This is a genomic window from Lactobacillus sp. HBUAS51381 (genome assembly GCF_012641095.1).
In the GTDB taxonomy this organism is placed as follows: Bacteria; Bacillota; Bacilli; order Lactobacillales; family Lactobacillaceae; genus Levilactobacillus.
This window is the reverse complement of the sequence record NZ_JAAVSC010000018.1, coordinates 12,551-37,396: the sequence shown is the minus strand read 5'-3', so window position 1 is coordinate 37,396 and position 24,846 is coordinate 12,551. Positions and strand designations below refer to the sequence as shown.

The 24,846-nt window shown below is 46.6% G+C and carries 22 protein-coding genes and 1 tRNA gene; 18 read left to right on the top strand and 5 right to left on the bottom strand.

Annotated elements, in window-relative coordinates:
- The first annotated feature begins 4 nt into the window (after positions 1-4).
- A complete protein-coding gene (gene rplI / locus HEQ50_RS07555; RefSeq protein WP_168899911.1) occupies positions 5-463 on the top strand; it encodes a 50S ribosomal protein L9 in 459 nt (152 codons plus the stop codon).
- Between the two features lie 244 nt (positions 464-707).
- Entirely contained in the window at positions 708-2,099 is a 1,392-nt protein-coding gene (dnaB, locus tag HEQ50_RS07550) for a replicative DNA helicase (protein WP_168899910.1), read from the top strand.
- A gap of 431 nt (positions 2,100-2,530) precedes the next feature.
- Here the strand turns inward: dnaB and HEQ50_RS07545 are convergent, their stop codons facing one another.
- Entirely contained in the window at positions 2,531-3,067 is a 537-nt protein-coding gene (locus HEQ50_RS07545; RefSeq protein ID WP_168899909.1) for a flavodoxin family protein, read from the bottom strand.
- 151 nt (positions 3,068-3,218) lie between these two features.
- Between HEQ50_RS07545 and HEQ50_RS07540 the strand changes: the two genes are divergently transcribed.
- From HEQ50_RS07540 to HEQ50_RS07525, 4 genes are all read left to right on the top strand, one after another.
- Positions 3,219-4,397 (top strand): MFS transporter, encoded by a 1,179-nt coding sequence (locus HEQ50_RS07540; RefSeq protein WP_168899908.1) that lies wholly within the window; start codon positions 3,219-3,221, stop codon positions 4,395-4,397.
- A 71-nt stretch (positions 4,398-4,468) separates the two neighbouring features.
- Complete coding sequence (locus HEQ50_RS07535; RefSeq protein WP_168899907.1) at positions 4,469-4,744, top strand: hypothetical protein; 276 nt, start codon at positions 4,469-4,471, stop codon at positions 4,742-4,744.
- Between the two features lie 464 nt (positions 4,745-5,208).
- A complete protein-coding gene (locus HEQ50_RS07530) occupies positions 5,209-6,819 on the top strand; it encodes a peptide ABC transporter substrate-binding protein (RefSeq protein ID WP_168899906.1) in 1,611 nt (536 codons plus the stop codon).
- A 290-nt stretch (positions 6,820-7,109) separates the two neighbouring features.
- On the top strand, positions 7,110-7,346 hold the full coding sequence (locus HEQ50_RS07525) for a hypothetical protein (protein WP_168899905.1): 237 nt from the start codon (positions 7,110-7,112) through the stop codon (positions 7,344-7,346).
- Between the two features lie 40 nt (positions 7,347-7,386).
- Here the strand turns inward: HEQ50_RS07525 and HEQ50_RS07520 are convergent, their stop codons facing one another.
- Both HEQ50_RS07520 and HEQ50_RS07515 read right to left on the bottom strand, forming a co-directional pair.
- On the bottom strand, positions 7,387-7,989 hold the full coding sequence (locus HEQ50_RS07520) for a hypothetical protein (RefSeq protein WP_168899904.1): 603 nt from the start codon (positions 7,987-7,989) through the stop codon (positions 7,387-7,389).
- A gap of 394 nt (positions 7,990-8,383) precedes the next feature.
- A tRNA-Lys gene (locus HEQ50_RS07515) sits at positions 8,384-8,456 on the bottom strand.
- A 616-nt stretch (positions 8,457-9,072) separates the two neighbouring features.
- Here HEQ50_RS07515 and yycF point away from each other — a divergent pair.
- From yycF to HEQ50_RS07460, 12 genes are all read left to right on the top strand, one after another.
- Positions 9,073-9,789, top strand: a complete 717-nt coding sequence (yycF, locus tag HEQ50_RS07510; RefSeq protein ID WP_168899903.1) for a response regulator YycF — start codon at positions 9,073-9,075, stop codon at positions 9,787-9,789.
- 46 nt (positions 9,790-9,835) lie between these two features.
- Positions 9,836-11,692 carry a cell wall metabolism sensor histidine kinase WalK gene (gene walK / locus HEQ50_RS07505; protein WP_168899902.1) on the top strand — a complete coding sequence of 619 codons (1,857 nt, stop codon included), beginning with the start codon at positions 9,836-9,838 and terminating at the stop codon, positions 11,690-11,692.
- Positions 11,679-12,980 (top strand): YycH family regulatory protein, encoded by a 1,302-nt coding sequence (locus HEQ50_RS07500; RefSeq protein ID WP_168899901.1) that lies wholly within the window; start codon positions 11,679-11,681, stop codon positions 12,978-12,980. Before walK ends, HEQ50_RS07500 begins: the two co-directional genes overlap by 14 nt.
- 24 nt (positions 12,981-13,004) lie before the next feature.
- Positions 13,005-13,859, top strand: coding sequence for a two-component system regulatory protein YycI (locus HEQ50_RS07495; protein ID WP_168899900.1), 855 nt, complete (start codon positions 13,005-13,007; stop codon positions 13,857-13,859).
- A 322-nt stretch (positions 13,860-14,181) separates the two neighbouring features.
- Positions 14,182-15,009, top strand: coding sequence for an MBL fold metallo-hydrolase (locus HEQ50_RS07490; protein ID WP_168899899.1), 828 nt, complete (start codon positions 14,182-14,184; stop codon positions 15,007-15,009).
- Positions 15,010-15,156: 147 nt separating this feature from the next.
- A complete protein-coding gene (locus HEQ50_RS07485) occupies positions 15,157-16,497 on the top strand; it encodes a S1C family serine protease (protein ID WP_211089265.1) in 1,341 nt (446 codons plus the stop codon).
- Positions 16,498-17,033: 536 nt separating this feature from the next.
- Positions 17,034-17,513 (top strand): 23S rRNA (pseudouridine(1915)-N(3))-methyltransferase RlmH, encoded by a 480-nt coding sequence (rlmH, locus tag HEQ50_RS07480; RefSeq protein WP_048733629.1) that lies wholly within the window; start codon positions 17,034-17,036, stop codon positions 17,511-17,513.
- A 91-nt stretch (positions 17,514-17,604) separates the two neighbouring features.
- Positions 17,605-18,540: an SIR2 family protein gene (locus tag HEQ50_RS07475; RefSeq protein ID WP_168899898.1), complete on the top strand. Its 936-nt coding sequence runs from the start codon at positions 17,605-17,607 to the stop codon at positions 18,538-18,540.
- A 1-nt stretch (position 18,541) separates the two neighbouring features.
- Complete coding sequence (locus HEQ50_RS12980) at positions 18,542-18,769, top strand: hypothetical protein (protein WP_334427400.1); 228 nt, start codon at positions 18,542-18,544, stop codon at positions 18,767-18,769.
- Between the two features lie 105 nt (positions 18,770-18,874).
- A complete protein-coding gene (locus HEQ50_RS07470; RefSeq protein ID WP_334427399.1) occupies positions 18,875-20,404 on the top strand; it encodes an ATP-binding protein in 1,530 nt (509 codons plus the stop codon).
- Between the two features lie 354 nt (positions 20,405-20,758).
- Complete coding sequence (locus HEQ50_RS07465; RefSeq protein WP_168899897.1) at positions 20,759-21,202, top strand: GNAT family N-acetyltransferase; 444 nt, start codon at positions 20,759-20,761, stop codon at positions 21,200-21,202.
- Positions 21,203-21,822: 620 nt separating this feature from the next.
- Entirely contained in the window at positions 21,823-22,782 is a 960-nt protein-coding gene (locus HEQ50_RS07460; protein WP_168899896.1) for a DUF5655 domain-containing protein, read from the top strand.
- Positions 22,783-22,938: 156 nt separating this feature from the next.
- On the opposite strand, the gene HEQ50_RS07455 is transcribed toward HEQ50_RS07460, so the two are convergent.
- Complete coding sequence (locus tag HEQ50_RS07455) at positions 22,939-24,195, bottom strand: NADH-dependent oxidoreductase (RefSeq protein ID WP_168899895.1); 1,257 nt, start codon at positions 24,193-24,195, stop codon at positions 22,939-22,941.
- A 141-nt stretch (positions 24,196-24,336) separates the two neighbouring features.
- Positions 24,337-24,741 carry a helix-turn-helix domain-containing protein gene (locus HEQ50_RS07450; RefSeq protein WP_168899894.1) on the bottom strand — a complete coding sequence of 135 codons (405 nt, stop codon included), beginning with the start codon at positions 24,739-24,741 and terminating at the stop codon, positions 24,337-24,339.
- Positions 24,742-24,846: the final 105 nt, after the last annotated feature.

Below are 24,846 nucleotides of genomic sequence, written 5' to 3'. Positions count from 1 at the left end.
CGACGTGAAAGTCATTTTTATGAAGGATGTCCGCGGCAAGGGTAAGCGCGGCGAAATCAAGAACGTTCCTGATGGCTACGCCCAAAACTTCCTGATCAAGCGGGGGTTGGCGAAGGAAGCCAACCAGTCTGCGATGAGCCAGTTGAAGGGTGAGCGTAAGGCAGAGGAACGGCGTGAGGCGGAGAACTTGGCCGAAGCCCAGAACCTGCAAAAGCACTTGGAAAACGATAAAACGGTCGTTGAAATTGTGGCCAAGGCCGGTGAAGATGGCCGGCTGTTCGGCTCAATTCCAAGCAAGCAGATTGTTCAGGCTTTGCAAAAGCAATTTGACTTGAAGATCGACAAGCGTAAGGTGGAATTGCCAGAGCCGATCCGGTCGCTGGGCTACACCAACGTGCCAGTCAAACTGCACACCGACGTCACCGCGAAGATTCGCGTCCACGTGGCAGCGAAGCAAAAATAATGAAATTTATGAGGACCGTTGCGCACGCGTGACGGTCCTTTTTGATGGGCATATTTTTCAAGGTAATCGTGTTTAATCGCGCAGAATTGGTAAAAATCGTGTATGATTCAAGGTGAGCGAGCGTGCATATTTACCTGACCCCTGATTACATGGTAGAATAGGTATCTTAATGCTTGTCCGAATTTGACAAGCACAGTGAATTGGAACGTTGTCTAGGCACCAGTGAAGAGGTAATTAGTTAAGCATGGATAATAACGTACTCACAGACCATACCCCACCACAGAACCTCGATGCCGAAAAGGCCGTCCTCGGGGCGATCTTTTTAAGTACCGATGCCTTGGTGGATGCGTTGGAATACCTAGCCCCGGAGGACTTTTACCGCCGGGAACATCAGATTATCTTTCAAGCCATGATCGACCTCAACGACCGCGATGAAGCCATTGATGTGGTGACGATCACGGACCGGTTGACGGCTAAAAATGAATTGGACGACGTGGGGGGAATTACCTACATTGCCGACCTGGCCGGCGCCGTGCCCACGGCCGCCAACGCCACCTACTATGCCAAGATCGTGCAGGAAAAGGCGATCCTCCGGCGACTGATTCAAACGGCGACGAATATTGCCACGCAGGGTTATCAACAAGACGAGGACGTCTCGGATCTGTTGGACAATGCCGAACGTGACATCATGAGTGTTGCGGAGACGCGAAACCAATCGGGGTTCAAGCCGATTCGTGACGTCCTGAACACTTCCTTTGAAGAAATTAACAAGTTATCTGAGCAGGGTGACGTGATTACCGGACTCTCCACGGGCTATGCCGAGTTGGATAAGATGACTACGGGCCTTCACGACGATGAGTTGATGATTTTAGCCGCTCGTCCGGCGGTTGGGAAGACGGCGTTTGCGTTGAATATTGCGCAAAACGTCGGCACCAAGACGGATAAGACCGTGGCCATCTTCAGTCTGGAAATGAGCGCGGAGTCGTTGGTTAACCGGATGCTGTGTGCGGAAGGCTCGATTGACGCCAACCATTTGCGGACGGGGCAATTGTCCGAGGATGAATGGCAGAACCTGATTGTGGCGATGGGGAGCCTCGCCAAGGCCAGCATTTACATCGATGATACGGCCGGAAATAAGATTACCGAAATTCGTGCGAAATGCCGGCGGTTGGCCAAGGAAAAGGGCAATCTAGGGCTCATCGTGATCGATTACCTACAGCTGATTGAAGGTACTAACCACGAAAGTCGGCAACAAGAAGTCTCCGATATTTCGCGGCAGTTGAAAAAGTTGGCCAAGGAATTGCACGTGCCGGTCATTGCCTTATCCCAGCTCTCACGGGGCGTGGAACAACGGCAGGATAAGCGGCCGGTATTATCCGATATTCGGGAATCCGGGTCGATTGAACAGGATGCCGATATCGTTTCCTTCCTCTATCGGGACGATTACTACGAACGCGACGGCGATGAAGATGGTGGCGGCGACAATGACAGCGATCCCCGTGATGAGGGCGATCAGGATGTCGGGGAAGTTGAAGTCATTATTGAGAAGAACCGGTCGGGTCCGCGGGGAACCGTCAAACTCCTCTTTGTAAAATCATTCAATAAATTTTCATCGGTGGCGTACACCCCCGAATAAAAAATAAAGTCGTTGCTTGGATGAAGGGGGCAACGGCTTTTGTTTTACCGAGATATCGTGGGTGCGGAGACAAAAATTTATGCGGACAACTTGATATCAATCAAGTTGTTCCCGTGAATCGTTGATTAATTTGAGAAAATAAGCGGATAAATGGTGTTTAACCGTAAAATTCATAGGGTTGTGCTAGAATGTTCACATTTTCGTCATATTTTCAGCTTAGTATATGAAGCATAGAAGTTAACCAATAGGTTGCTTCTACCAAAGATTAACAATCTTTTTTCATGTACTCCTCCTCCCCTGGAATAATGAAAAAAATAGTTAACGTCATTGTTATAATGACGTTACCCCTACTCCGATGACCATCGCTTTCCCCGAGCGGTGGTTTTTTTGCGTCCAAAATTCGTGGCGCGCCTAATGTTTCATGTGAAACATTAGGCGTTAAATTGTGAAAGTTGGTGTTGGAGGGCGCGGCAACTCGTCGGAAGTGTTGGCAGGGTGGCAACGTCGTGGGGGCCATCGGCGGTCACGATGCTGGCGCCTTGAAAGTCCATCTGGAGCCAATCACAGGAGTAGCGCACGGCGTCGACAATGCCGGTGGCCTTGTGTTCGGGGTGATCGGCGCCGACTATGAGGAGATAGACGCGTTTACCAGCAAAAGGGAAGTCCTGCCTAAAACTGTCGAACCAACGATCCATGAAGACCTTGAGTTGTCCCGACATCGTGTACCAGTAGACGGGGGTTCCCAGGACAATATCGCTGGCATTGGCGAAGTCGTGATGCATCAGGGCTTCGTAGTCATCGTGCGGGTCGCATTGGGCATGGGGGGTGTCCCGGTAATCCTGAACAAAATGTAGCTGGTAAGCGGTGAGATGGCGGGTCACATGCGGATAATTCGCCAGTAACCGTTCACCGAGTGTGGCGGTGTTACCGTGACGCCGGGAACTCCCGTTGATGAATAAAATGGTCATAGGTGTGTGCTCCTTTGGTTGGCTTGTGTAAATTTCATAAAGTCCAGTTGAACGGAGTTGGCAGCGGTTTCCCAAAATTAATGGGTGGTTATTTCCCGAAGGCTAGTGCTAGAATGTAGCTTAACGTACTTTTGGGAAAGGGAGGGTCACGATGAAACAAGAAATTCGGTTGCGCTGGCTGTTGCTAGGCGCGCTGTTCAGTAGCATTGGGATGAGCTTTATCTGGCCATTGACGACGATCTACATGCACAATCGGCTGGGGACCTCATTAACGGAAGTGGGAATTATCCTATTGTTTTACTCGCTGGCTAACGTGGTCGGCAGTGTCTTAGGGGGTCGCCTATTCGACCGGTTGAATCCCTACTATTTGACGATTGGTGGCGTGAGCGTATCCTTACTCACGTTGGGGAGCCTGATCTTCAATCACGGCTGGCCGGCGTTTCCCATCTCGTTAATCTTCTTGGGTCTGGCGTCTGGCTGGACGCTGACGATGGTGAACTCACTAGGGACCACGATCCACAGTCGCGACGGTCGATACATATTTAACATGCTGTATTTTGCGCAAAACTTAGGGGTGGTCTTGGGAACGGCGATGGTGGGGTACGTCTATAATACCAGCGTTGCCCTCCTGTTTGGAATTGCGACGAGTCTGTTTGTTCTATTTTTGATTGTGGCGGTGCTCTGTTACCACGCGCCGGCGGTTATGCAACGTCAGGTCGTGAAGCAGGAGAATCAACGCGTCCACATTGCATTGCCGAATCGCCGGATCATGGCGGGCTTTTTTGTCTCGCTGGTGGTCATCTGGATTATGTACGAGCAGTGGGTCTCCAACCTATCCGTGTACATGACGGGCATGGGGATTCCGATGAAGGACTACAGTCTGTTGTGGACGCTCAATGCGGGGCTAATTGTGGTCTTTCAGGCCTTCATTAACTGGTTTTCACACTACTTCAGCAACCTTTATTTACAGGTGTATGCGGGGATCTTCTTCGTGGCGGTTTCCTTTGTCACGTTGATCTTTGCGAAGGACTACCTTCATTTTGTCATCGCCATGGTGATCTTGACGATGGGTGAGGCCACGGCCTTTCCAGCGATTCCGGCCATTGTCAACAATCTGACGCCCACGGCCGTTAAGGGGAAGTACCAGGGAATGGCCAACGCCTGGGCCTCGGTGGGCAAGGCGGTCGGTCCGTTGTTTGGGGGCCTCGTGATTGACCATTCCTCCTACACGTTGCTTTTCATCATTGCGGCATTGGCCAATCTGGTGATTCTGGGGTTAAACGGCGTCATCATTACGGGGAACCAACACCGTGTGGAAACTTTTAAATGAGTTCCGTAGAGAATGGTGTATAATAAAACTAGGTTATTGTCAGAATCATTAGGGAAATCAGGGGAAAGCACATGAAAAAACGAATTAGGGGAATCGGTGGCCTGCTGATTGGTCTGGTGCTGGGATTGCTGCTATTTGCACAACCGCCGCGCAATCAGTCGACCATTACGGACTCCGTTGTCAAACCCACTTCGGGCCAGACGGCGGTTCAAGTGACGAATACGACGGGGAGCGGTCATGTCGAAATTAAGACACAGACCACAACGAGTCAAGAGGGGAAAATGGTGAGTCGGCAAACAACGACCACCACACCAGTTCGGCAACAACAAAATCAGACGCATCACTAATGCATAGGACACTTAATTTTGACGCTTTTTAACACGATTAAGACCATGATATACAGGAGAGCCAGCCTACAGGGATAAGGGTTGGCTCTTTCTTTACCCAAATATTCAAAAAATATACATAAAAATGAATGTTTATAAAAGTATTGACACAGATAATGAATGATGATAAATTTAATATCAATAAATGAGACCAAGCAAAGAAGAGTAGCCTTAATCAAGTTGTGTAGCGAGTTCGGGATGATGGAAGCCGAATCGACCGGTTAGGGTGAAGCGCATCGGAGCGTCGGGACAGTGAACAGTGTAGTTGCCCCTGAGTCGTGCCCATTACCGCACGGGAGCTGATTAGCGTCAGCGCCATGAGAGATAAAACAAGGTGGTACCGCGAGCCATTCGCCCTTGTTGGTTTGAAGAAACCAACGGAGACGAGTGGCTTTTTGGATTTAAACGAAATGAGGGATTGGATTATGAAAAAAATAATGGGATTGAGTTTCGGTTTATTGGCGATTGCAGCATTGGCTGGTTGTGGGACCACACAGGCTAAGAGTAGTGCGGACAAGGCGTTAGATGTGACGATGATTGGCAATCCGGCTACGGCGAATCCGGCTATTTCTGGCGATTCCAATAGTTCCAGCCTGATTGCGCAGACGCAAGAGGGACTGTATACGTTGAACCAGAACGGCAAAGTTGTTGCGGGGGTTGCGGAAAAAGTGGTTAAACCAACCAAGAATGGGACCGTGTATACGTTTAAGATTAAGAAATCTGCGAAATGGTCTAACGGTGATCCCGTGACGGCGCAGGACTTCGTAACATCCTTCCAGTGGCAGGTCAACCCACAGTCCAAGTCACAGGTCGCCAACAAGCTGAAGTTCTTGAAGAACTATGACGCCGTGCAATCTGGGAAGCAATCGGCCTCTACATTAGGCGTTAAGGCGCTGAACAAGTCGACCTTACAACTGACCTTGTCTAAGCCGCAACCATGGCTACCCGACATCCTGGCGACAGCGGAATATCCAATGAAGACTGATTTATTTAAGAAGTACGGCAGCAAGTACGGCACCTCCGCAACGAAGACCATGTCCGAAGGGGCCTACAAGCTGGTCGGTTGGAGTGGCACCACGGACAGTTGGTCTTACGTCAAGAACACGCACTATTGGAATGCCAAGAACGTCAAGATTAACAAGGTTAATGTGCAGGTGGTTAAAGATCCCGGAACGTCCGCTAGCCTCTTCAAGTCTGGCAAGGTACAGGAAACCGTCTTGACCGGCCAATACATTAAGCAAAATGCGAATAATAAGGAATTAAAGACCACGCTGAATAGCTCGATGCGGTTCTTGGAATTCAACGATAAGAAGACCGTCACGCACAATACCAAGGTTCGGCAAGCCTTCTCCTATGTCGTCAATCGGACGGCCCTGACGAAGAACGTCCTGCAGGATGGCTCATCCGCTGCCAAGAGTCTGATTCCTTACGGTGATGGCAATGACCCGACTACGGGTAAGGACTTCTCCGAAGACGTTGGCAACTTAGTCAGCTACAACCCACAGAAGGCCACCCAGCTATGGAATCAGGCCAAGAAGGAACTGGGCATTAAGAAGGCCAATCTGGAACTGCTGACGGCCGATACGGACGAACAGAAGCATACGGCGCAATATCTGCAACAACAAGCTCAGAAGTACATGCCTGGCTTGACGCTGACGATTAAGTCTATGCCACTGGCCCAACAGATTGCCAAGGGCTCCGCCGGGAACTTTGATATCGATCTGGACGGTTGGACGACCGACTGGCGGGATCCTTCCGACTTCCTCCAGATGGCCGATGGGACCAGCTCCGTCAACTTCACCAAGTGGAACAATGCGCACTTTACGAATCTAATGAAGGAAATCGACAACACTTCCGCTTACACGACCCAACAACGGTGGGATCTGATGAAGCAAGCCGACAAGTATGTCACCCAGCAATCAGGGCTAGTGCCACTGTATCAACAAGCCAAGGCGCATCTGGTCTCCGATCAAGTGGGTGGATTGAAATACACCATGATGACGGACGCCCAGTATAAATACGCGTACTGGAAGTAAATCTGGCAAGTAATTCCGTGAGTGTTCGCCCGGAGAGACCCCGCTCACCCGACATAATCCACCCTCTATCTTAAAAATCGTTCTGCAGGAATTGCAGGGCGATTTTTTCGTTTAAACCAGCGAAATAGTTGTATGAGAAAACTAATCAGCTAGCGATTGGTTTATGTTACTATGGAATTGGGAAAGGCCTCGGGGAACCGTTTCATCCGGTTATTTGGGGGATCGCGGACAACGAGTCGGCGGCAAATAACGAGTGAATGGGGTCGGCCTGACCTGGAGGAGGTTGTGCCGTGCGTTTTCAAAAGATTTTGCGGGATCAAATTGTGCAAACCGTTGATTTGTTAGAGATCTTTCTGTGTTTCCTTGTGCCAATCTTCTTGGTCAAGGGGATGATTGATTTCATCTCTCAGGGCCAATTGTTTTGGCTGAGTGATATTATTCTTTTCTTAAAGAGCGTGGGTGGATTTATTGGGTTATTCGGCCTAATTGATCTTTTCGAAGCGGTTCGCCGCTATCGGTCGCGTTGAACAGGTAACGGCGAGTCGATACGTGGACGCGTCGTTTTTTTTAGGCTGGGAAGTCCATACCAATCTTGCGGTGAAGGGGCTTGCTGGTCTTCTTATGGGCCCGTTTCGCCGTAATGGTGACCATCTCCTGGCGAAAGGCCTGATCCGTTGGGCGAGTGCGGACGGGAATCTTGAACGTCACTTGCTGTTGGTTGTGGCTGGAGATGTGGTAGGTTTTGCCGCGAAATTTGAGCGTGACGCGACTGTGTTTAGAGACCGCCACGGTTGGGTGCCAGTCCTGCTGATGGGCCGGTGTTTTAGCAGCGTGTAGCGTGGGCGTCTTGGTCGCGTAACGCTTCGCCGCAACGTGCCTCGTCAGATGACCATTGGTGACCTTAAACGTCCCGTAGCCGCGAAAGTTAACGTTAAATTGCTGATGCTTGGCCTTATGGCTGGTCTTGGCCAACGTGTGTCCCTTGTAGATCACTCTGAGGGCCTGGGGCCGGGTGGACTTCACTTTTAGGCGTAGTTGATGGGTATGCCCGTTGTACCGGGCTTGGGTCACCGTAAAGGTCGGACTGGCGGTGCTGGACTTGATGGTTAAGCCGACCGCGACAACCGTGATGGTGAGGGCAGCCAGGCTCCCTAACGTCATTTTATTCATAAGCGTCACCTCCATAAGTTAGTTCTCAGACTACGGAAATGGCGGCACCAAGTCAACGTTTTGCCCCTTTATACATCGAATTGAATACAATTTTCCTTATGTTTAGGGGGAGCGTGCTAGGGCCTCAAGTCGTGTCCTGAATCGAGATGGTGAATAACGCAAGTTGTTAATCAAAATTGATTCTGAATAACCGAAGGCCGGAAAATGAAAAAAGACCATTCACGAAAGCGTGAATGATCTTTTTGGTAGAAAATAGCCGAAGTGGTTCAGTCGGCCATCAGGTGGTCCCCTGATCAGATTGAATAAACATAAGTAAAACGGATATTTATAACTTGAGTGCACAAAAAAATCAGCAACCACGAAGAATGCCTTCGTGAAAGCTGATTAGTCGTTATGGGCAGTCAGGGGATCGAACCCTGGACCCACGGATTAAGAGTCCGTTGCTCTGCCAGCTGAGCTAACTGCCCATGTGATTAAGTTGTTGCTGTTGTATGTCTTCCATATCAACGAGAACTATCATATCATGGGGATGGGGGGTGCGCAACCCCTTTTTGAAAAAAAGTTGATTTTTATTCAAAAAATTGGTTATCGAGGCACCCGAATTTCCTAATTTAACGGGAATTATCTGGATTTTTGAAAAATAAATTTTTTTTTGAAAAAAACCGATTTTTAAGGCCAATCGCCGATAAGTGACGAAGGAAAAGCGCGAAAAAAATATAAAACGGACATAAATCAATAATTCGTCTATTACTGTCAAACATTTCCCGGGAAATGTTTGGTTAACATAAGCTTAACCCTTACTGCGGTCTGAACTGAAAGAATTTTCATGATGTGTTATACTTTAACTAGCGTTGCACTCCCGTCACTGGAAGTTTCTCAGGACGGTCAACGCACTTGAAAAAATCGGGTTAGTGACAACGACTGGCCCACTATTCCTTGACTTTAAACGATCAACACAAAACCGTACCAAAATCGTAGTGGCCCCATTGACGATGGTAGTTTGACATCCAATGGCTGGCCTGCCGGTAATCCTGCAATTACCGGATCGGACTGTATTTCCCTTTAAGGAGGAAATTTTTAATTATGCCTAAAAAAATTCTAGTTGTCGATGACGAAAAGCCTATTACTGATATCATGAAGTTTAATTTGGAAAAAGAGGGATACGAAGTGGATGTCGCCTACGATGGCGAAGCCGCCATTCAACAGGTTGAAGACGGCGATCCTGACCTCGTGATCCTTGATTTAATGTTGCCCAAAGTGGATGGCCTGGAAGTCGCTCGTGAGATTCGGAAGAAGCATGATATGCCAATCATCATGGTGACGGCCAAGGACTCCGAACTAGATAAGGTTCTGGGATTGGAATTAGGCGCCGATGATTATGTCACCAAGCCGTTCTCTAATCGGGAATTAGTGGCCCGGGTTAAGGCCAATTTGCGGCGGCAAAATACGGCGGCGCATGCCCAGCCAGAAGAACCAGAAAACCAAGACATCGAGATTGGGGATTTGACCATTCATCCCGAGGCCTATTCTGTGTCTAAGCGGGGCGCTAATATTGAATTAACCCACCGTGAATTTGAATTACTCCATTATCTGGCCCAACACATTGGTCAGGTGATGACCCGGGAACATTTGTTACAAACGGTCTGGGGCTACGATTACTTCGGCGACGTGCGGACCGTGGATGTCACGGTGCGGCGTCTTCGTGAAAAGATCGAGGACAGCCCGAGCCATCCAACTTGGTTGGTCACACGGCGGGGTGTTGGTTACTATTTACGTAACCCCGATTCTGATCAAGCTTAGCTAGCGGTCGGCCGCTAAATCTCGCATTGGAGGAGTCTGTGACTTCGTGAATAGCAAAATTAAATTTTTCCAGTCGATTCATTTTAAAATCGCGTTGGTCTTCGCGCTACTCCTACTCCTCACGCTGGAGATTGTGGGTGCCGTGTTCGTCCGACAACTGGAACGTCAGAACTTAAACACGTTTAAATCGCAGCAGGTGGTCCAGACGTACATCGTCAATCGCTTGTCTGATGAGTTGTCGACCACGAATACAACCAAGGCCGACAAACAAATCAAATCGACCTTATCGGAGATCAACAACACCAACAATGCCCAGATTCGGGTTATCGACAACAAGGGAACCATTCGTGGGACCAATGAAGTGGATAACCAGGGGATTGTGGGTCAGAAGACGACCGACAACAATATTAAGAATTCAATCTACAATAACCGTGACGTGGTGCGGACTACGTACAACTCACAGAACAATAGTCGTTACTACACCACCATTACGCGATTGATTCGGACGCAGGGAAATAACAGCGAATTAGTCGGGGTTGTTTACATGCGGTCGAGCCTGGACTCGGTCTATCAAAATATTAATCAAATCACGCTGATCTACTTCTCCGCAACGTTTGTGGCGATCATCTTAGGTCTCGTGATGGCGATCATTATTTCCCGGGCAATTACCCGACCAATCGATGAAATGAAGAAACAGACGCTCCGAATCGCCCGTGGGGACTACTCTGGGCACGTTCGGGTCTATGGGACCGACGAACTGGGGCAATTGGCCAGTGCGGTCAATAACCTGTCTGTCCGCGTGGAAGAGGCGCAGGAATCGACCGAATCCGAACGGCGGCGGCTGGACTCCGTGATGTCCCACATGACGGATGGCGTCATTGCCACCGATCGCCGGGGAAATGTCACAATTATTAACGAAACGGCGGCGAGCTTCCTGGATACGGAAACCGATAGTGCCGTGGGTAAATCCATTCTGGATCTGTTGGCGATCCGTGACGACTATACGTTGCGAGAATTGCTGGAAGACCCGGACGATTTAGTCTTGGACTTTTCGACCAAAGAACACGATCTGATTCTGCAAGCCTACTTCTCCCTGATTCAGCGGGAGTCTGGCTTCATCTCCGGGTTGGTCTGCGTCCTGCACGATGTCACGGAGCAACAGAAGATTGACCAGGACCGGAAACAATTCGTGTCGAACGTGTCTCATGAGTTGCGGACGCCGTTAACCAGTGTCCGGGCCTACATCGAATCCCTGTCCGAAGGCGCCTGGAAGGACCCCGAGGTTGCTCCCCGATTCTTGAAGGTGACCCAAGAGGAAACGGATCGGATGATTCGGATGATCAATGACCTGTTAACCTTGTCTCGGATGGATTCCGGGACGCAAAAGGTCGACATGGAAATGGTGAACTTAAATGAACTGTTCAACTACGTGTTGGACCGGTTCGATATGATGTTAAAACAAGACGATCGTCCAGAAAAGACGTACACCATCAAGCGCGACTTCACCAAGCGCGACCTGTGGGTTGAGATTGATACCGATCGTTTCACCCAAGTTTTGGATAATTTGATGAACAACGCGATCAAATACTCACCCGATGGGGGCGTGGTGACCTGTCGGCTCCTTGAGACCCACAATAACGTGATTCTTAGCGTGTCTGACCAAGGTCTGGGGATTCCCCGCGCAGATATTCCACGGATCTTTGATCGGTTCTATCGGGTTGATAAGGCCCGTTCACGCGCACAAGGCGGGACCGGTCTAGGGTTGGCTATTTCCCGGGAAGTTGTGCAATTGCTCGGCGGCCGAATCTGGGTGGATAGTCGCGAAGGACGGGGGTCAACGTTCTACATTTCTCTGCCTTACAAGCCGTATGAAGAGGAGGACCTTTGGGATGAAGATAACTAAAGCCTTCTTGCCACTCGGATTGGCCGCGGCCGTGACCGTCAGTGTGGTCTTGTCCGCAATGATTTGGACGAACCCGGCGCAGTACGAACGCAACCGGCAACGGAGCTCTAATACGCCGACCACCGAACTCAGTACGCGGCCCCAAAAGGACGTGTATCTGCCGACGCAGGTTGTGTATAGCGATGCCAACGGGAATCAGGAGTTATTGAATAACCGGAAAGTCAATCTGACGACCGAGTTGCGTGAGGCCCTCACCAAGTGGCAATTTGGCCGGGTTAATCACATTCGGGTGCCGTCTAAGAGCGCCTATATGCGCTACCTGACGCGGAAGAATAGCCTATTACTGTCGTACGCCAGTCCGATCAACGTGAAGATGTTTAACACGGTATTTGGCAGCCAGCTGAATAGTCAATCAACGCAGTTTTCACGGATTCTGGTGCCCTTCGATGATCAGGACCACATCTATCTGTTAGACGATAAAAAGCAAGATGTCTATCAGGTGACGGTCAAGTCCTCGGACGCGTCAGCTATCCGGAAGATTATGAAAGAAAACCTATTCCGGATCAACGTCTCGATGAAGTGGTTGAGTCAATCGGCAACGGCGTACGTGAAGTCGAGTGTTTCGGTGCCCTCATATAGCTATCTGGTTAACCAGCAGTCGACCGATTACTTTACGTCGCGACTCCTGAATAAAGGGGAGTCGACCAACGTGACGGCCAAGAAGAATAAGGACAACACCATCTACAGTGATGGAGCCTCACGGCAGTTGACGGTCTACAATAAGCAGGGAACCGCACTGTTCGAGGACTATAGCGCGCTACAGTCATCGCTGTCCTTTAGCCAGGCGTTGACCGCTAGCTATTCGGCCGTGAAGACCATTGGGATTCCGATGGAGAACTTGCGGTACTATGGTTACAGCGCGAAGAACTCGACGGTGACGTACCGTAGCTTCGTGGAAGGTTTCCCGATCATTAATCAGAGTGATTACGGGGCCGCCCGGATTCAGATGCTCTCGCAGGGCGTTCGGCGGTATAACTTCTCGCTTTATAGCCTGCAAGTCCCCGTGCCCACCGATAAAAAAGCGGTGACGTTGCCGGGAACTCAGGCGGTGATCGATCAGTTGGTCGCAGCCGGGTACAGTAAAGCGAAGATTGAGAGCCTCCAGGTGGGCTATCAGTGGCTGACATCGACCTCGTCGGATAAGGTGGTCAACCTGACGCCGACGTGGTACGTGCTCTACAATGGAAGTTGGAAGACCTACACGCAGCTGTTGAAGCAACAACAGTAATCCGGTGAAAGGGGGCGGTCCGGCATGGATTTTCGACGCATCGAATGGCTATTTCTAGTCGCGTTTATCGCAATTGATATCTTTCTGTTCGCGGCGTTTCAACACGACACGACGGCCCAAACGGATACGACGAGTCGATCGGCGGACAGCGACACGACCATCATTAAGGAAATGCGGACGGACGACATTAAGTTTGGCACGCCCTCTAAGAAGAGCGGCGAGGGCTACTACGTTTCGACCAGTAATGACGATAGCATCAAGAGTAGCCTGACGTCGTTGACGGATCAGACGGTGCGGTATCAGTCGGACGGGACGATTGCCTCAACCTTTAAGACCGCCATTACGGACGTGGATCCCGATCATCCGGATAAGACCTTGGATACGGTGGTCAGCAATGCCACGTTGATTCTCAATGGGCGGCAGTATAAATACAATCAGCAGTTGTCGAGTCGCAACACGGTGGTTTACACGCAACGGGTGACGGACGGCCAGATTTATTCGAAATACGGTGAAATCCGCTTCAGCTTAACGAATGCGGGGGTCGTCACCGGCTATACGCAAGGGTACTTGACGGATGTCACGACCTTGCGGGAAAAGACGGAAACCATTTCTGAACAAAAGGCGCTAATCTGGCTGTACCAATATAATCAGATTGCGAACAATACCAAGATTGTGTGGACCAAGTTGGCGTATACCCGTTACTTTAACTTGAAGAACAGTAGCGTCTACATTCCAACGTGGGTTATTGCGGTTAAGGCCAATAGCGGCAGTAATGCGGGCGTCTTGCAGCTGAAACACGTCAACGCCTTTACCGGGGCGATTCTGACGTCGGATAGCAACGTCAAGACGGTCAGCGGATCGGCCACAACCAGCGACTAAAACAGTAAGAGAGTGGGATAAAAGGCGGTTAGCTGGTGAGCATTAAGGCAGATAACCGAATAATCCTGGGTTTGGATTGTTTGGTTATCTGTTTTAAGCGGAACCAGCTGCCTTTTGACCCACGTTTCGGCAATCTTAGTTCGGAGACACAAAGAGTCTGGGCGTTTTGTCCCAGACTCGTCAAAAAAATTAAGTTTAGCAATACCAGAAGTCTGGGCGATGTTCCGGGCTTTTTTACTGGGCAACGATGGCGCAAGGATAATAAGTTACAAGTCCGCCAAAATGCGGTATGATAACGGTATTGAATTTAAGGAGAGGTCGAATGGATTTGCGGACGGAAACAGCAACAGCGGATGACCTACGCATCAGCGTGTTATCCAGCGGGAGCACGGGCAACGTGTGCTACGTAGAGAGTCCCAACGAACGGATCATGATTGATGCCGGGTTGAGTGGGAAGAAGATTGAAAAGTTAATGGGCAATATCGACCGGAAGATGCAGGACGTTAATGCCCTGTTGGTCACCCACGAACATTCGGACCACCGGCAGGCCGTGGGGATTTTGGCGCGGCGTTACGCGCAACTCGATGTCTATGCTAACCAGGGCACCTGGGACGCGATGAGCCCCAAGATTGGCAAGGTTGACCTGGCGCAGAAGCACCTGTTTGCCCCCGATACCGTTCAAACGTTTGGCGATATCGACGTGGAGAGCTTTTCGGTGTCCCACGATGCGGCGGAACCCCAATTCTACGCGATTCACTACCACGGCAAGACCTTCGTGATCTTGACGGATACCGGCTACGTGTCGGAACACGTGGAGGGCGTGATTGCCGACGCGGACGCCTACTTGTTGGAATGTAACCATGACGTGGAAATGTTGCGGATGGGCGAGTACTCCTGGCCACTGAAGCAACGGATCTTGGGCGACAAGGGCCATCTGTCCAACGAAGAGGGTGCCGATGCCCTGATGGACGTGTTGGGCAACCGAACCAAGAAGATCTACCTGGGCCACCGCAGCCTGCACAACAACATGCAGTCGCTGTGTCATCTGACCGTGGCCTCCATGATGGAGAACCGCGACTTTGGCGTGGGCCACGACTTCCAGTTGATCGATACTAACCCGGAAGAGGCCACACCATTAGTGGCTTTATAAAGAAACCGTAAACTTTAGGACTTCAGCAAGCATTTGTCAAAAAAAATTCACACAATCCAGCTATGATAAGAGTTATCAAAATGGCGGTTGGTGGCCTGATGCCCTGACCGACGAATGAGGAGGGTTAGCGCGTTTCTGCGCAATGCTATGGATAACAACAATAATCAAAATAATGATAACCAGGCAACACCAACACCCACGCCGGAACCCCAACCACGCAAGCGGCGGGGCGGTATCACTTTAACTAAGGTGGCCGTAACGGCGGCGATCGCCGGACTTCTCGGTGGTGGTGTAGCCTACGGTGGGATTAGTTATATTAATAATAGTGGTATTAATGATACCGCTGTTCCTAGTGGGAGTAATTCAACCGGGAACACCAAGACCTCGAACGTGACGGTCAATGTCTCCACGCAATCGACCAAGGCATTTAACGAGGTCAAAGGGGCCATGGTTTCCGTGGTCAACTTACAAAAGCAGAATAGTAGTAGCAATACCTTGGGCCAACTGTTTGGGGAGAGTTCATCCTCGAACTCCAGTAAGTCCAAGTCCGAATTAGAAGAGGCGTCGGAAGGTTCCGGGGTCGTTTATAAGAAGGATGGCAACACGGCCTACATCGTGACCAACAATCACGTGGTCTCTGGCTCATCCGCGTTGCGGGTCGTGACCAGTTCGGGCAAGCAGCTCCAGGCGAAGTTGGTCGGGAAGGATTCCGTTACCGACTTGGCGGTGCTGAAGGTTAACGGCGCCGACCTGAAGACCGTGGCGTCGTTCGGTAATTCCGACAAGATCAAGGTCGGTGAAACGGCACTGGCCATTGGCTCGCCGCTGGGCAGCCAGTATGCCACGTCGTTAACGGAAGGGATCATTTCCGCGAAGAAACGGACGATTGAAACCACGAACTCGGCTGGGACCCAAACCGGGAACGCCACGGTTATCCAAACCGATGCCGCGATTAACCCCGGGAACTCCGGTGGGGCGTTGATTAACGTCGGCGGTCAAGTCGTCGGGATTACGTCCTCGAAGATTGCCAGCGATGCTGAAGGGACTAGCGTTGAGGGGATGGGCTTTGCCATTCCATCCAACGAAGTCGTCAACATCATCAATCAGCTGGTCAAGAAGGGGAAGGTTGTGCGGCCCGCGCTAGGGATTACCTACGTGGATCTGGCCAACGTTTCCAGCTCGCAACAGAAGTCGGTATTGAAGCTGCCATCTAGCGTGGATGCCGGCGTCGTGGTCATGAGTGCCTCGTCTGGGTCACCAGCGAAGAAGGCCGGCCTGTCCAAGTACGATGTCATCACGGAGTTGGGTGGTCACAAGATTTCCGATCAGTCGACGCTGCGGGATATTCTCTACAAGTATAAGCTGAACGATACCGTCTCGATGACGTATTACCACAATGGTAAGAAGCAGACGACGAAGGTCAAGTTGACCGAAAGTAGTTCGCAGCTAAAGAGCACCACCAGTACGACGGAAAACTCAGAAAGTTAGTCAAAATGAAAGCGGTCGTTGGATTTTTCCAGCGGCCGCTTTTTTGATATGATAAACTATCTAGTGAAAAACCGAAGTTTAAGATCGACTTAAGCCGAATGAAAACGTACCCGGTGGTTAGCTGTCCGAACGAACCAACTGAAGGTCCCGCGCGTAATTCAGGTCGTAAAATTGCAGAAATTATAGTTGTGGATAACTTGGGGGATAAGCTGGTGCCGTTAGCGGTGGAAAAGTTATGAACAGGGCTAGAACGGCAATTAGACCGGTGCAAAAGTTATCCACAGGTGCTGGGGATAACTGTGGATAGAAAAAATTTGGTGGCTTCTAGTCACTGATAAACACCGTGGTAGCAACGATTGTAAGCGGGACCGGCGAACGTTTGTTTTGAACTTCAGCAGTGGATAACTAAAAAGAGATTGACATTTTGGCAAAAAATAGATGTCGTAGGTAAGTGACCATTTACCCCCAATATCTAGGAAAACAGGTTGTCCACCTGTGGATAACTTTGTGGACAACCTGTGTACAGGAGGATAATTATGAACATCAAATTCGTCGTAGTTGGGAAATTGAAGGAAAAGTATTTCAAACAAGGAATCGCGGAATACGCCAAGCGGCTCTCCCGTTTCTGTAAATTCAGTATCGTGGAAGTCCCAGATGAAAAGGCCCCGGAAAGCATGTCACAGGCCGAAATGGACCAAGTCATGGCCGCGGAAGGCGAACGCATCCTGAGTAAGATCAAGGACCGCGAATACGTCTACGCACTGGCCATCCTGGGCAAGGAACGCTCGTCAGAGGAGTTTGCCAAGGAAATCAAGGACCTGACCACCTACGGCCACTCAGACATCACCTTCGTCATCGGTGGCTCCCTGGGCCTGACGCCAGCCGTCTTGAAGCGCGCGGACACCCAGATCTCGTTTGGCCGCTTCACGCTACCCCACCAGCTGATGCGGTTGGTGTTGACGGAGCAGGTTTATCGGGCGTTTATGATTAATGAGGGGTCCCCGTATCATAAGTGATGCGGTTTTTCTTAAAGTTGTCGGCAACTAAACTCGTTATGTGAAGCTTGGGTCATATGATCGAATAAGAATATGTAGGGAGAGCAATGTTATGGATAATCAGGTAGATACGTTAAGCAAGCGGATGAGAAACTTAGCAATAACGAAACAACTGAATTTTTTACTAGGTTCGGGCACGTCTGTTCCGGCGATTCCTTTAATGGCGGGGTTGACGAATAATGAACTACTTAAAAAGGTAGAGGTAACGAGTCGTGAAATTTTAGACCGATATAGACAAAGTGCTAACGTAAGAAATACACAAGGTACATATGATCGGTTTATTCAAGTAGTTATCGATCTTTTAAATCTATCCAATTCAAGACAGTCGCCTAAAAACGTTAATATTTTTACAACGAACTATGATCTTTTTATTGAAAAGGCTATCGATAAGGCTTCGAAGAATAACAGAATTGTATTTAATGATGGTGCTAATGGCTACTTTCAAAGAACGCTAGACAGTTCTAACTATAACCGAACTGTTTCATATAGGGGATTGAACAATGATTATTTAAATGAAGTGCCATCAATTTCTGTGATTAAACCACATGGCTCTATGAACTGGGTTAAGGATAAGGAAAATATTCGGATAATTAATCGAGTTAGCCCAGTACCAGTCGTTGTGCCACCAACGGGGTTTGAATCCGCAACAACTTTTTTACAGAATCATTTTTATGAAATGCTAAGGATGTTTCAATTAGAATTAGATAAACCACAATCTGTTTTATTTATAATTGGGTTTTCATTTCAAGATAAACATATTGGAAAAATGGTTAGAAGAGCACTTCAGAACGCTGAATTAATGGTGTACGCAATTGGGTATAGTGATGCAGATAGAGAAACTTTTCTGAATAATTTGGGTTTCTTAGAAGAGCGGCCAAACTTCAAAATAATTACTCCAAAGGATGTTTTTGCAGATGAAAATTCTGATAAACTTAATTTAGAGTGGCTAACGTATACTTTAAATGGAATGCTATCAGAGGGAGATTAAAATGCAACTGACTAAACAAATTGGTGTAATAGTTGGTGTTGATGGATCCGTTGCCAGTGTTGGTGTATATAATATGTCCAATTCTTCTGAAATTATTTGGCTTGGGGATATTCTTACGGGTCCCAAGATTGGTGCGTTATTAACGATTAATCAGAATGATGTAAAAATTATCGCATCAGTTATTACTGAAAAAGTGATCGATCAGCAAAATACGATTAGAAGTACATAATTTGATAATAGATATAAGAAAGATTCGATAAATCGAGTAATCCAGCTAAAAACTCGTGGAGTAATTATTGATAATACTTTTCAAGTTACGAGTTCTTATGTACCAATGATTGGGAATGAAGTGACATTAACTACCAAAAAAGAATTAAGTGAAATTTATAGCGTAGATAGAGAGACTGGCTCCATCAATATAGGACAGTCGATTTTAGAAAATCAACCGGTTGAATTAAATATTAATACTTTTTTTGCGAGTCATATTGGTATTTTTGGGAATACAGGTAGTGGTAAATCAAACACATTACAGAAACTGTACTTTGACTTATTTCATTCCAAATATAAAAATCAAATATTTCAAAGAAGCCAATTTTTCATCATTGACTTTAATGGGGAATATACAGGAAAACAATTTGATATTGGTGATAAGAAAAAAGTTTTCACATTGAGTACCCGAAGTGCTGGGGATAAGGTATTTATCACGAAGAACTACTTGTTTGACGCAGATATTTTATCGACTCTTTTTAGTGCAACTGCAGCTACTCAAGCACCTTTTTTGAAAAAGGCTGTTTCATTATTTAATGAAAAATATGATGATATGAATTTCGAGTTTGGAAAGTTTGTTTGCGGCACTTTAAAAAAAATATTGACTAGTGGTTCCTCAGCAAATCAAGATAGCATACAAGATTGGATTCAAAGTTGTAAGAAGTACGTTCAGGGAGAAAATATTTATTCAGAAATTGATAAAATCCAGTTTAATTCTACTAATGAAAACTATTATATTGATACTACAAATGGGAAAATATATTTTAACGTGGGCTCAGAGGCAACAATCAGTGATTCAGTCTGGATATATTTAAAGGGTGGGGAGATTGAGAATGCATTATCAGATTACTGGAAATCAAGTAATAGAACTCCAATTGAAAAGCTGGCAGTCTTTTTGGATTTTCAGAGAGTTCATAGCACGGCATGGGGGAAAATTAATCGAGATTATTTAAATCCCTTATTTCATCGTATTGATTCAGTATTTACTAGCCTTGCCAAAGTAATTGAAGTGGTAGACGATGTTCAGGATAAGTATTATCCAGTAAATGTTTTTTCCTTGGTCCATACTAATCAAGAAATTAAGAGAGTTATCCCTATGATGTTGTCTAAAATGTTTTATGATTTTCAAAAAGAGAACACTACAGGCCATGGCATTACGCAAACTAAGCACTTAATAATTGATGAAGCACATAACATCTTAAACGATCAAGAAACGAATTTTGGAGACACTTGGCAAGATTATAGGCTTCGTACATTTGAAGAAATAATAAAAGAAGGTCGTAAATTTGGCTTTTTCCTGACTATTAGTTCACAAAGGCCAGCGGATATTTCACCAACAATTCTATCTCAAGTTCATAATTATGTAGTTCACCGGCTGGTCAATGACAGAGATTTACGTATGTTGGAAAATACAATGCCAACTTTAGACAGAAGTTCTTTTCAGATGATACCCAGCCTTGGAAAAGGAGAGGCTATAATTACAGGAAGTTCAATGCAAATTCCTGTCTTTGTAAAGATACCTAAGATTAAAAATAGGGAAATTCGACCTGCTAGTGATGATGTAGTGCTTACTGATCTATGGGGCATAGATGAATGACTTGATTCAGATATGAAAATTAAAGTCATAGTCTCCAACAGGCAATGGTCAGCAGATTGTAGCAACGAAATCTGTTGATTATCACCAATGAAATATCCATCGGTATTATTCGGTAGGTGCTATTTACAACAGTTAGAAAATTTACGAGATGCTTCAAAGTTTGAGGATAAGACTGGATGAAATCGGTGTATCTTGGGGGTAGAGATTGCTTATTTAGTTCTTCGCAGTGTGCTTTCACGGAAATTTAAACAGTGGCCGGTTCAGGTCCAGGAACTGACTGAGTATAGATTGTATAGAGAGAATATATGGATTCAGTTCCTTGTTTTTTGATACTAGTAAATGAATTGAGGAAAAATGAAAATTATTGAAGTGAAAGACCGCAATGTTACGCTAATTAAACAACTTTTGACGGTGTGGAAAAGCGCTGTGCAGGCCACGCATCTCTTCTTGTCAGCAGACGAAATCGCCACCATTAAGCGATACGTGCCACAAGCGTTAACAGAAATACCACATTTGATTGTTGTCGAAAATGAAATGCACGTCCCAATTGGATTTATGGGGATTACCGAGCAGCATATCGAGATGCTCTTTATTGCGCGTGAGGAAGAGGGCAAGGGCTTGGGGAAAGCCTTAATTAACTATGGTCTTGAAAAATATGCGGTGACTGATTTAGCAGTTAATGAGCAGAATCCGCGCGCAAAGGGCTTTTATGAGCATATGGGGTTTGAAGTGTATAAGCGAACAGAACATGATGAACAAGGCAATCCCTACCCGCTCTTGTATATGAGAAGAGCTTGATTGGTTTCAGCGAGCTGATTATAAAATGCAGTAGCTACTGTGTGGGAGCAGTTACCAATTGCAAAAAGAGCCTAGAGCGGCATATGTTATGATCCCTTTGTGGTTGTCAGATGAAATAATATAAATTCATCTGACAATGACGGAGGGATTTTTCGTATAAAAAAATGAGCTAGCAGTTAAGCTAGCCCCATTAGCTGTGAGTGGTTAACAGATTACCTCTGAACCGGATTAAGGATCCTACTGGTAAGTAAACCGGAGACACGGCTAAGATGACAAGTAAAGGATACATATTCGTTACCCCTTTCAAGGATTCGTAGAGACAACTTGCGAAAAGGGATTGGAGTAAGGTGCTTAGAACCGGTGATGTCAGATAGCAGGAGTAGGAGTTGAACCCACGAGCTCTAAGGCTATATGAATGGTTTACTTATGAGAATCGGTATATCATACTTGAATCAATTGATTGGCGTAATTGCAGAGTAGTCTGATACGGATTGCCTTATCATAAGTGATGCGGTTATCATTCTGTAAAATTATTCATTCTGCTGATTTTTGTTGCCTAATATTTATTGCTAAATTCAAGGTAGATTATTAATTATGAGGAAAATAAGGTGGTTGTTGAAATGGATCTCTATAAACTTAACCCTGACAAGGTAAACGGAAGATCAAGTTTGAGCAAGATTAATCCAATTTCATTTAAAAATGAAAAGAAATTACAAACATGTATTGAGAACAATCTGGAGTTAACGATTGGACCGAAGTTTGTCGCAACAGAGTTCACAGTAGGAAAGTATCGTTTAGATACAGTTGCTTATGACGATGAAGTGAAAGCGTTCGTTATTATTGAATATAAGAAGACAACTAAGTACAGCGTAATTGATCAAGGCTATGCCTATCTCAATACGCTTTTGAATCATAAAGCGGATTTTGTTTTGGCCTACAATGAACGGTACGGCGAATCACAGAGTATCGATTATTTTGACTGGTCACAGGTGAGGCTTATTTTCATTGCGCAGAGTTTTGATGATTATCAAAAAGATGCAGCTGATAATCCCTCTCTTCCAATTGAATTGTATGAGGCCAACTTATTTAGTAATAATGAGTTGATTTTTAATAAAATCTCTAAAGGAATTGGAATGCAAAAGACGGCCAACAATGTAGAAAAAATAAGCAGTGATGTTTCGAAGAGTGAGACGATTAAAATTAAAGATGCTAAGGACTTGCGGCTGGTCAGCGAAGAAGAGTTGTTAGCTAAGAGTAATGAGAATGTTCAGGAAGTATACGCTAAGATCAAAGAGGCGTTATTAACATGGGATACTAGATTTGAGGTTAAAGTAACTAAGGTTTATGTGGGATTTCGAATTGATCGACACAATGTTGTCGACCTATTGCCTCAGAAAAAGAAGTTAAAGATTTGGATTAATCTGAGCAAAGGGGAGCTGGACGATTCAGTGCATCTATTTAGGGATGTTAGTCATACGGGACACTGGGGAAATGGAGATTACGAGTTATCAATTGCTAATGATGAGCAACTGGAGTATATTCTCAGTCTTATGAAACAAGCGTGGCGAAAGCATAGTTAAGAAATAGACTGAAGACATGTGGTGATGTGTCTTTAGGTAATAATTGAAATATTAATTATAAGCATACTAAAATTAGCTCTGTAAAACCTAACTGGGTCTTACAGAGCTAATCTTAGTCTATTTTAAACGATGAAATTAATCGATCTAGTTCTACGATTATTTAGTCTCACTATTATGTGGGTAGGTCATTTCAGTCCAGCCACCAAAGCCTCGATGTAGAGGTTGAATATTTTCAGCACCTGATAGTGGAATTGCCGTAGTTGGGCCAGAGAAGGTATCAATTAATCCTGGCGTCATATGGTTTTTCTTAGTTTGTTCGATGGATAGTGAAGTGATGATTTGGTCTTCTTGATGGTTTAAAATCTTTTCGGCAAAATCTGGATCAATAATGTTTTCCCGACCAACAGCGACTAAGTCAGCCAAAGATAAAGCTGATTCGGCCTTATCCTTGCTATCGATTCCACCAACAATAATCTCTTTACTGCCATTTAAATAGGGCTTGAAGAGGGTTGCGAATGGCTTGTCAGAATCCTTAAATTTATTGTCCGCTTCGCCGTCGGTGTCTAGTAATAAATTGTCACCGGGTTTTGAATCAAAATGCAACATTGAAAGATGAATGTAGTCTAAATCGAATTGCTTCGTGATTTGATCAATTAATTGTGTGGACTCGTGCCAAGTGTAGCCCACATTTTTGCCGTGAATCTCTTCTGGTGAAATTCGGTAGCCAACGATAAAACCTTTAGGCGCGTACTTATCGACGGTCTCCATAACGGTTTTAACCACCGCTAATGGAAAGTTCATGCGTTTCTCGACAGAGCCGCCCCAGTGATCGGTACGGTGATTCGAGTAAGCGGATACAAATTGTTGAATGAGGTAATGGTTAGCGCCATGGATTTCAACGCCATCGAATCCGGCGTCAATGGCCCGTTTAGCGGCTTTACCAAAACCGGCAATTATTTCTTTAATTTGTTCATCCGATAGTGAATGGACCTTGTAATCAAGGAATGGGAAATCGCTGCCGTCTTCTAAGCCCGTGGGTGCGTAAACTTTTTCCCCTTGCATGGCACGGTAGTTCGCTTCCCGTCCAGTATGGGCAATTTGCATAATCGCTTTACTGCCGGAATGTTTCATCGCCTGAGCCAGCTTCTTGAGCTGTGGCAGAAATTTATCATCGTAGGCGGCCAATTGCTCGCGACCCCGTTTCCAAGTCAGCGCGGGTCCACCGGTTTCTGTAACGTACATGTATTCAGTCATGACCAGGCCGCCAGATTTAGCACGGGCATGGTAATAGTCAAGCGTATCTGGAGTAATATAGCCGTCTTTACCACTGTTAGTCAGCATCGGCGGAAGAACGAATCGGTTATCAACAGTTGCGCCATGACGAAAAGTTAACGGATCATTTAAGCTACTCATAGTTGAAAACTCCTTTTTGTTTATTACTTCACTAACTATTATAACCCAGTCTTTTACTTACGAATAGTAGGCACTTCTTTGTAAGCTGCTTACTTGGAAGTAAGTAGTGCTAGAAGCTGATTTCAAAGCTGGCGGTGGTCACTAGTCTGATAAATTTTCTTCTAAATCCAAATCGACCAATCCCAACATAGCCTTGGAACTATATTTAAAGTGGACGGAGTCGTCCTGTATAGATTCTGCAAATTGCGTCATCTGAATTAATAGAGCCTTTAAATCTCGCCCCTCGTCGGTTAGCGAATAGATAACTTTCATGGGCATGACGTCATAACTCGTTCGTTTAACTATTTTGTGATCAATCAGTTGATGAAGCTGCTCACTCAGAACTTTTTCAGCCGGGGCAACGCCGTAAAGACGCTTAAAGTACTGACGAAGCTCGCCAAATCGTTTATCACCTAAGCCAAGTGAGCAAATGATGGAGGGCTTCCATTTGCCATTGACCAAATCGATAATGTAATTACAGCCTAAAAAATACGTTTGCGTCTGCATTTTAAATACGCTCCTTTTGGTTAAAACCTTTGAAAATAAATTGCAAGTTCAGAATTAATCTATGCTGGTGACTTAGCTCTAATTTGATCATCCAAGTTAGATTAA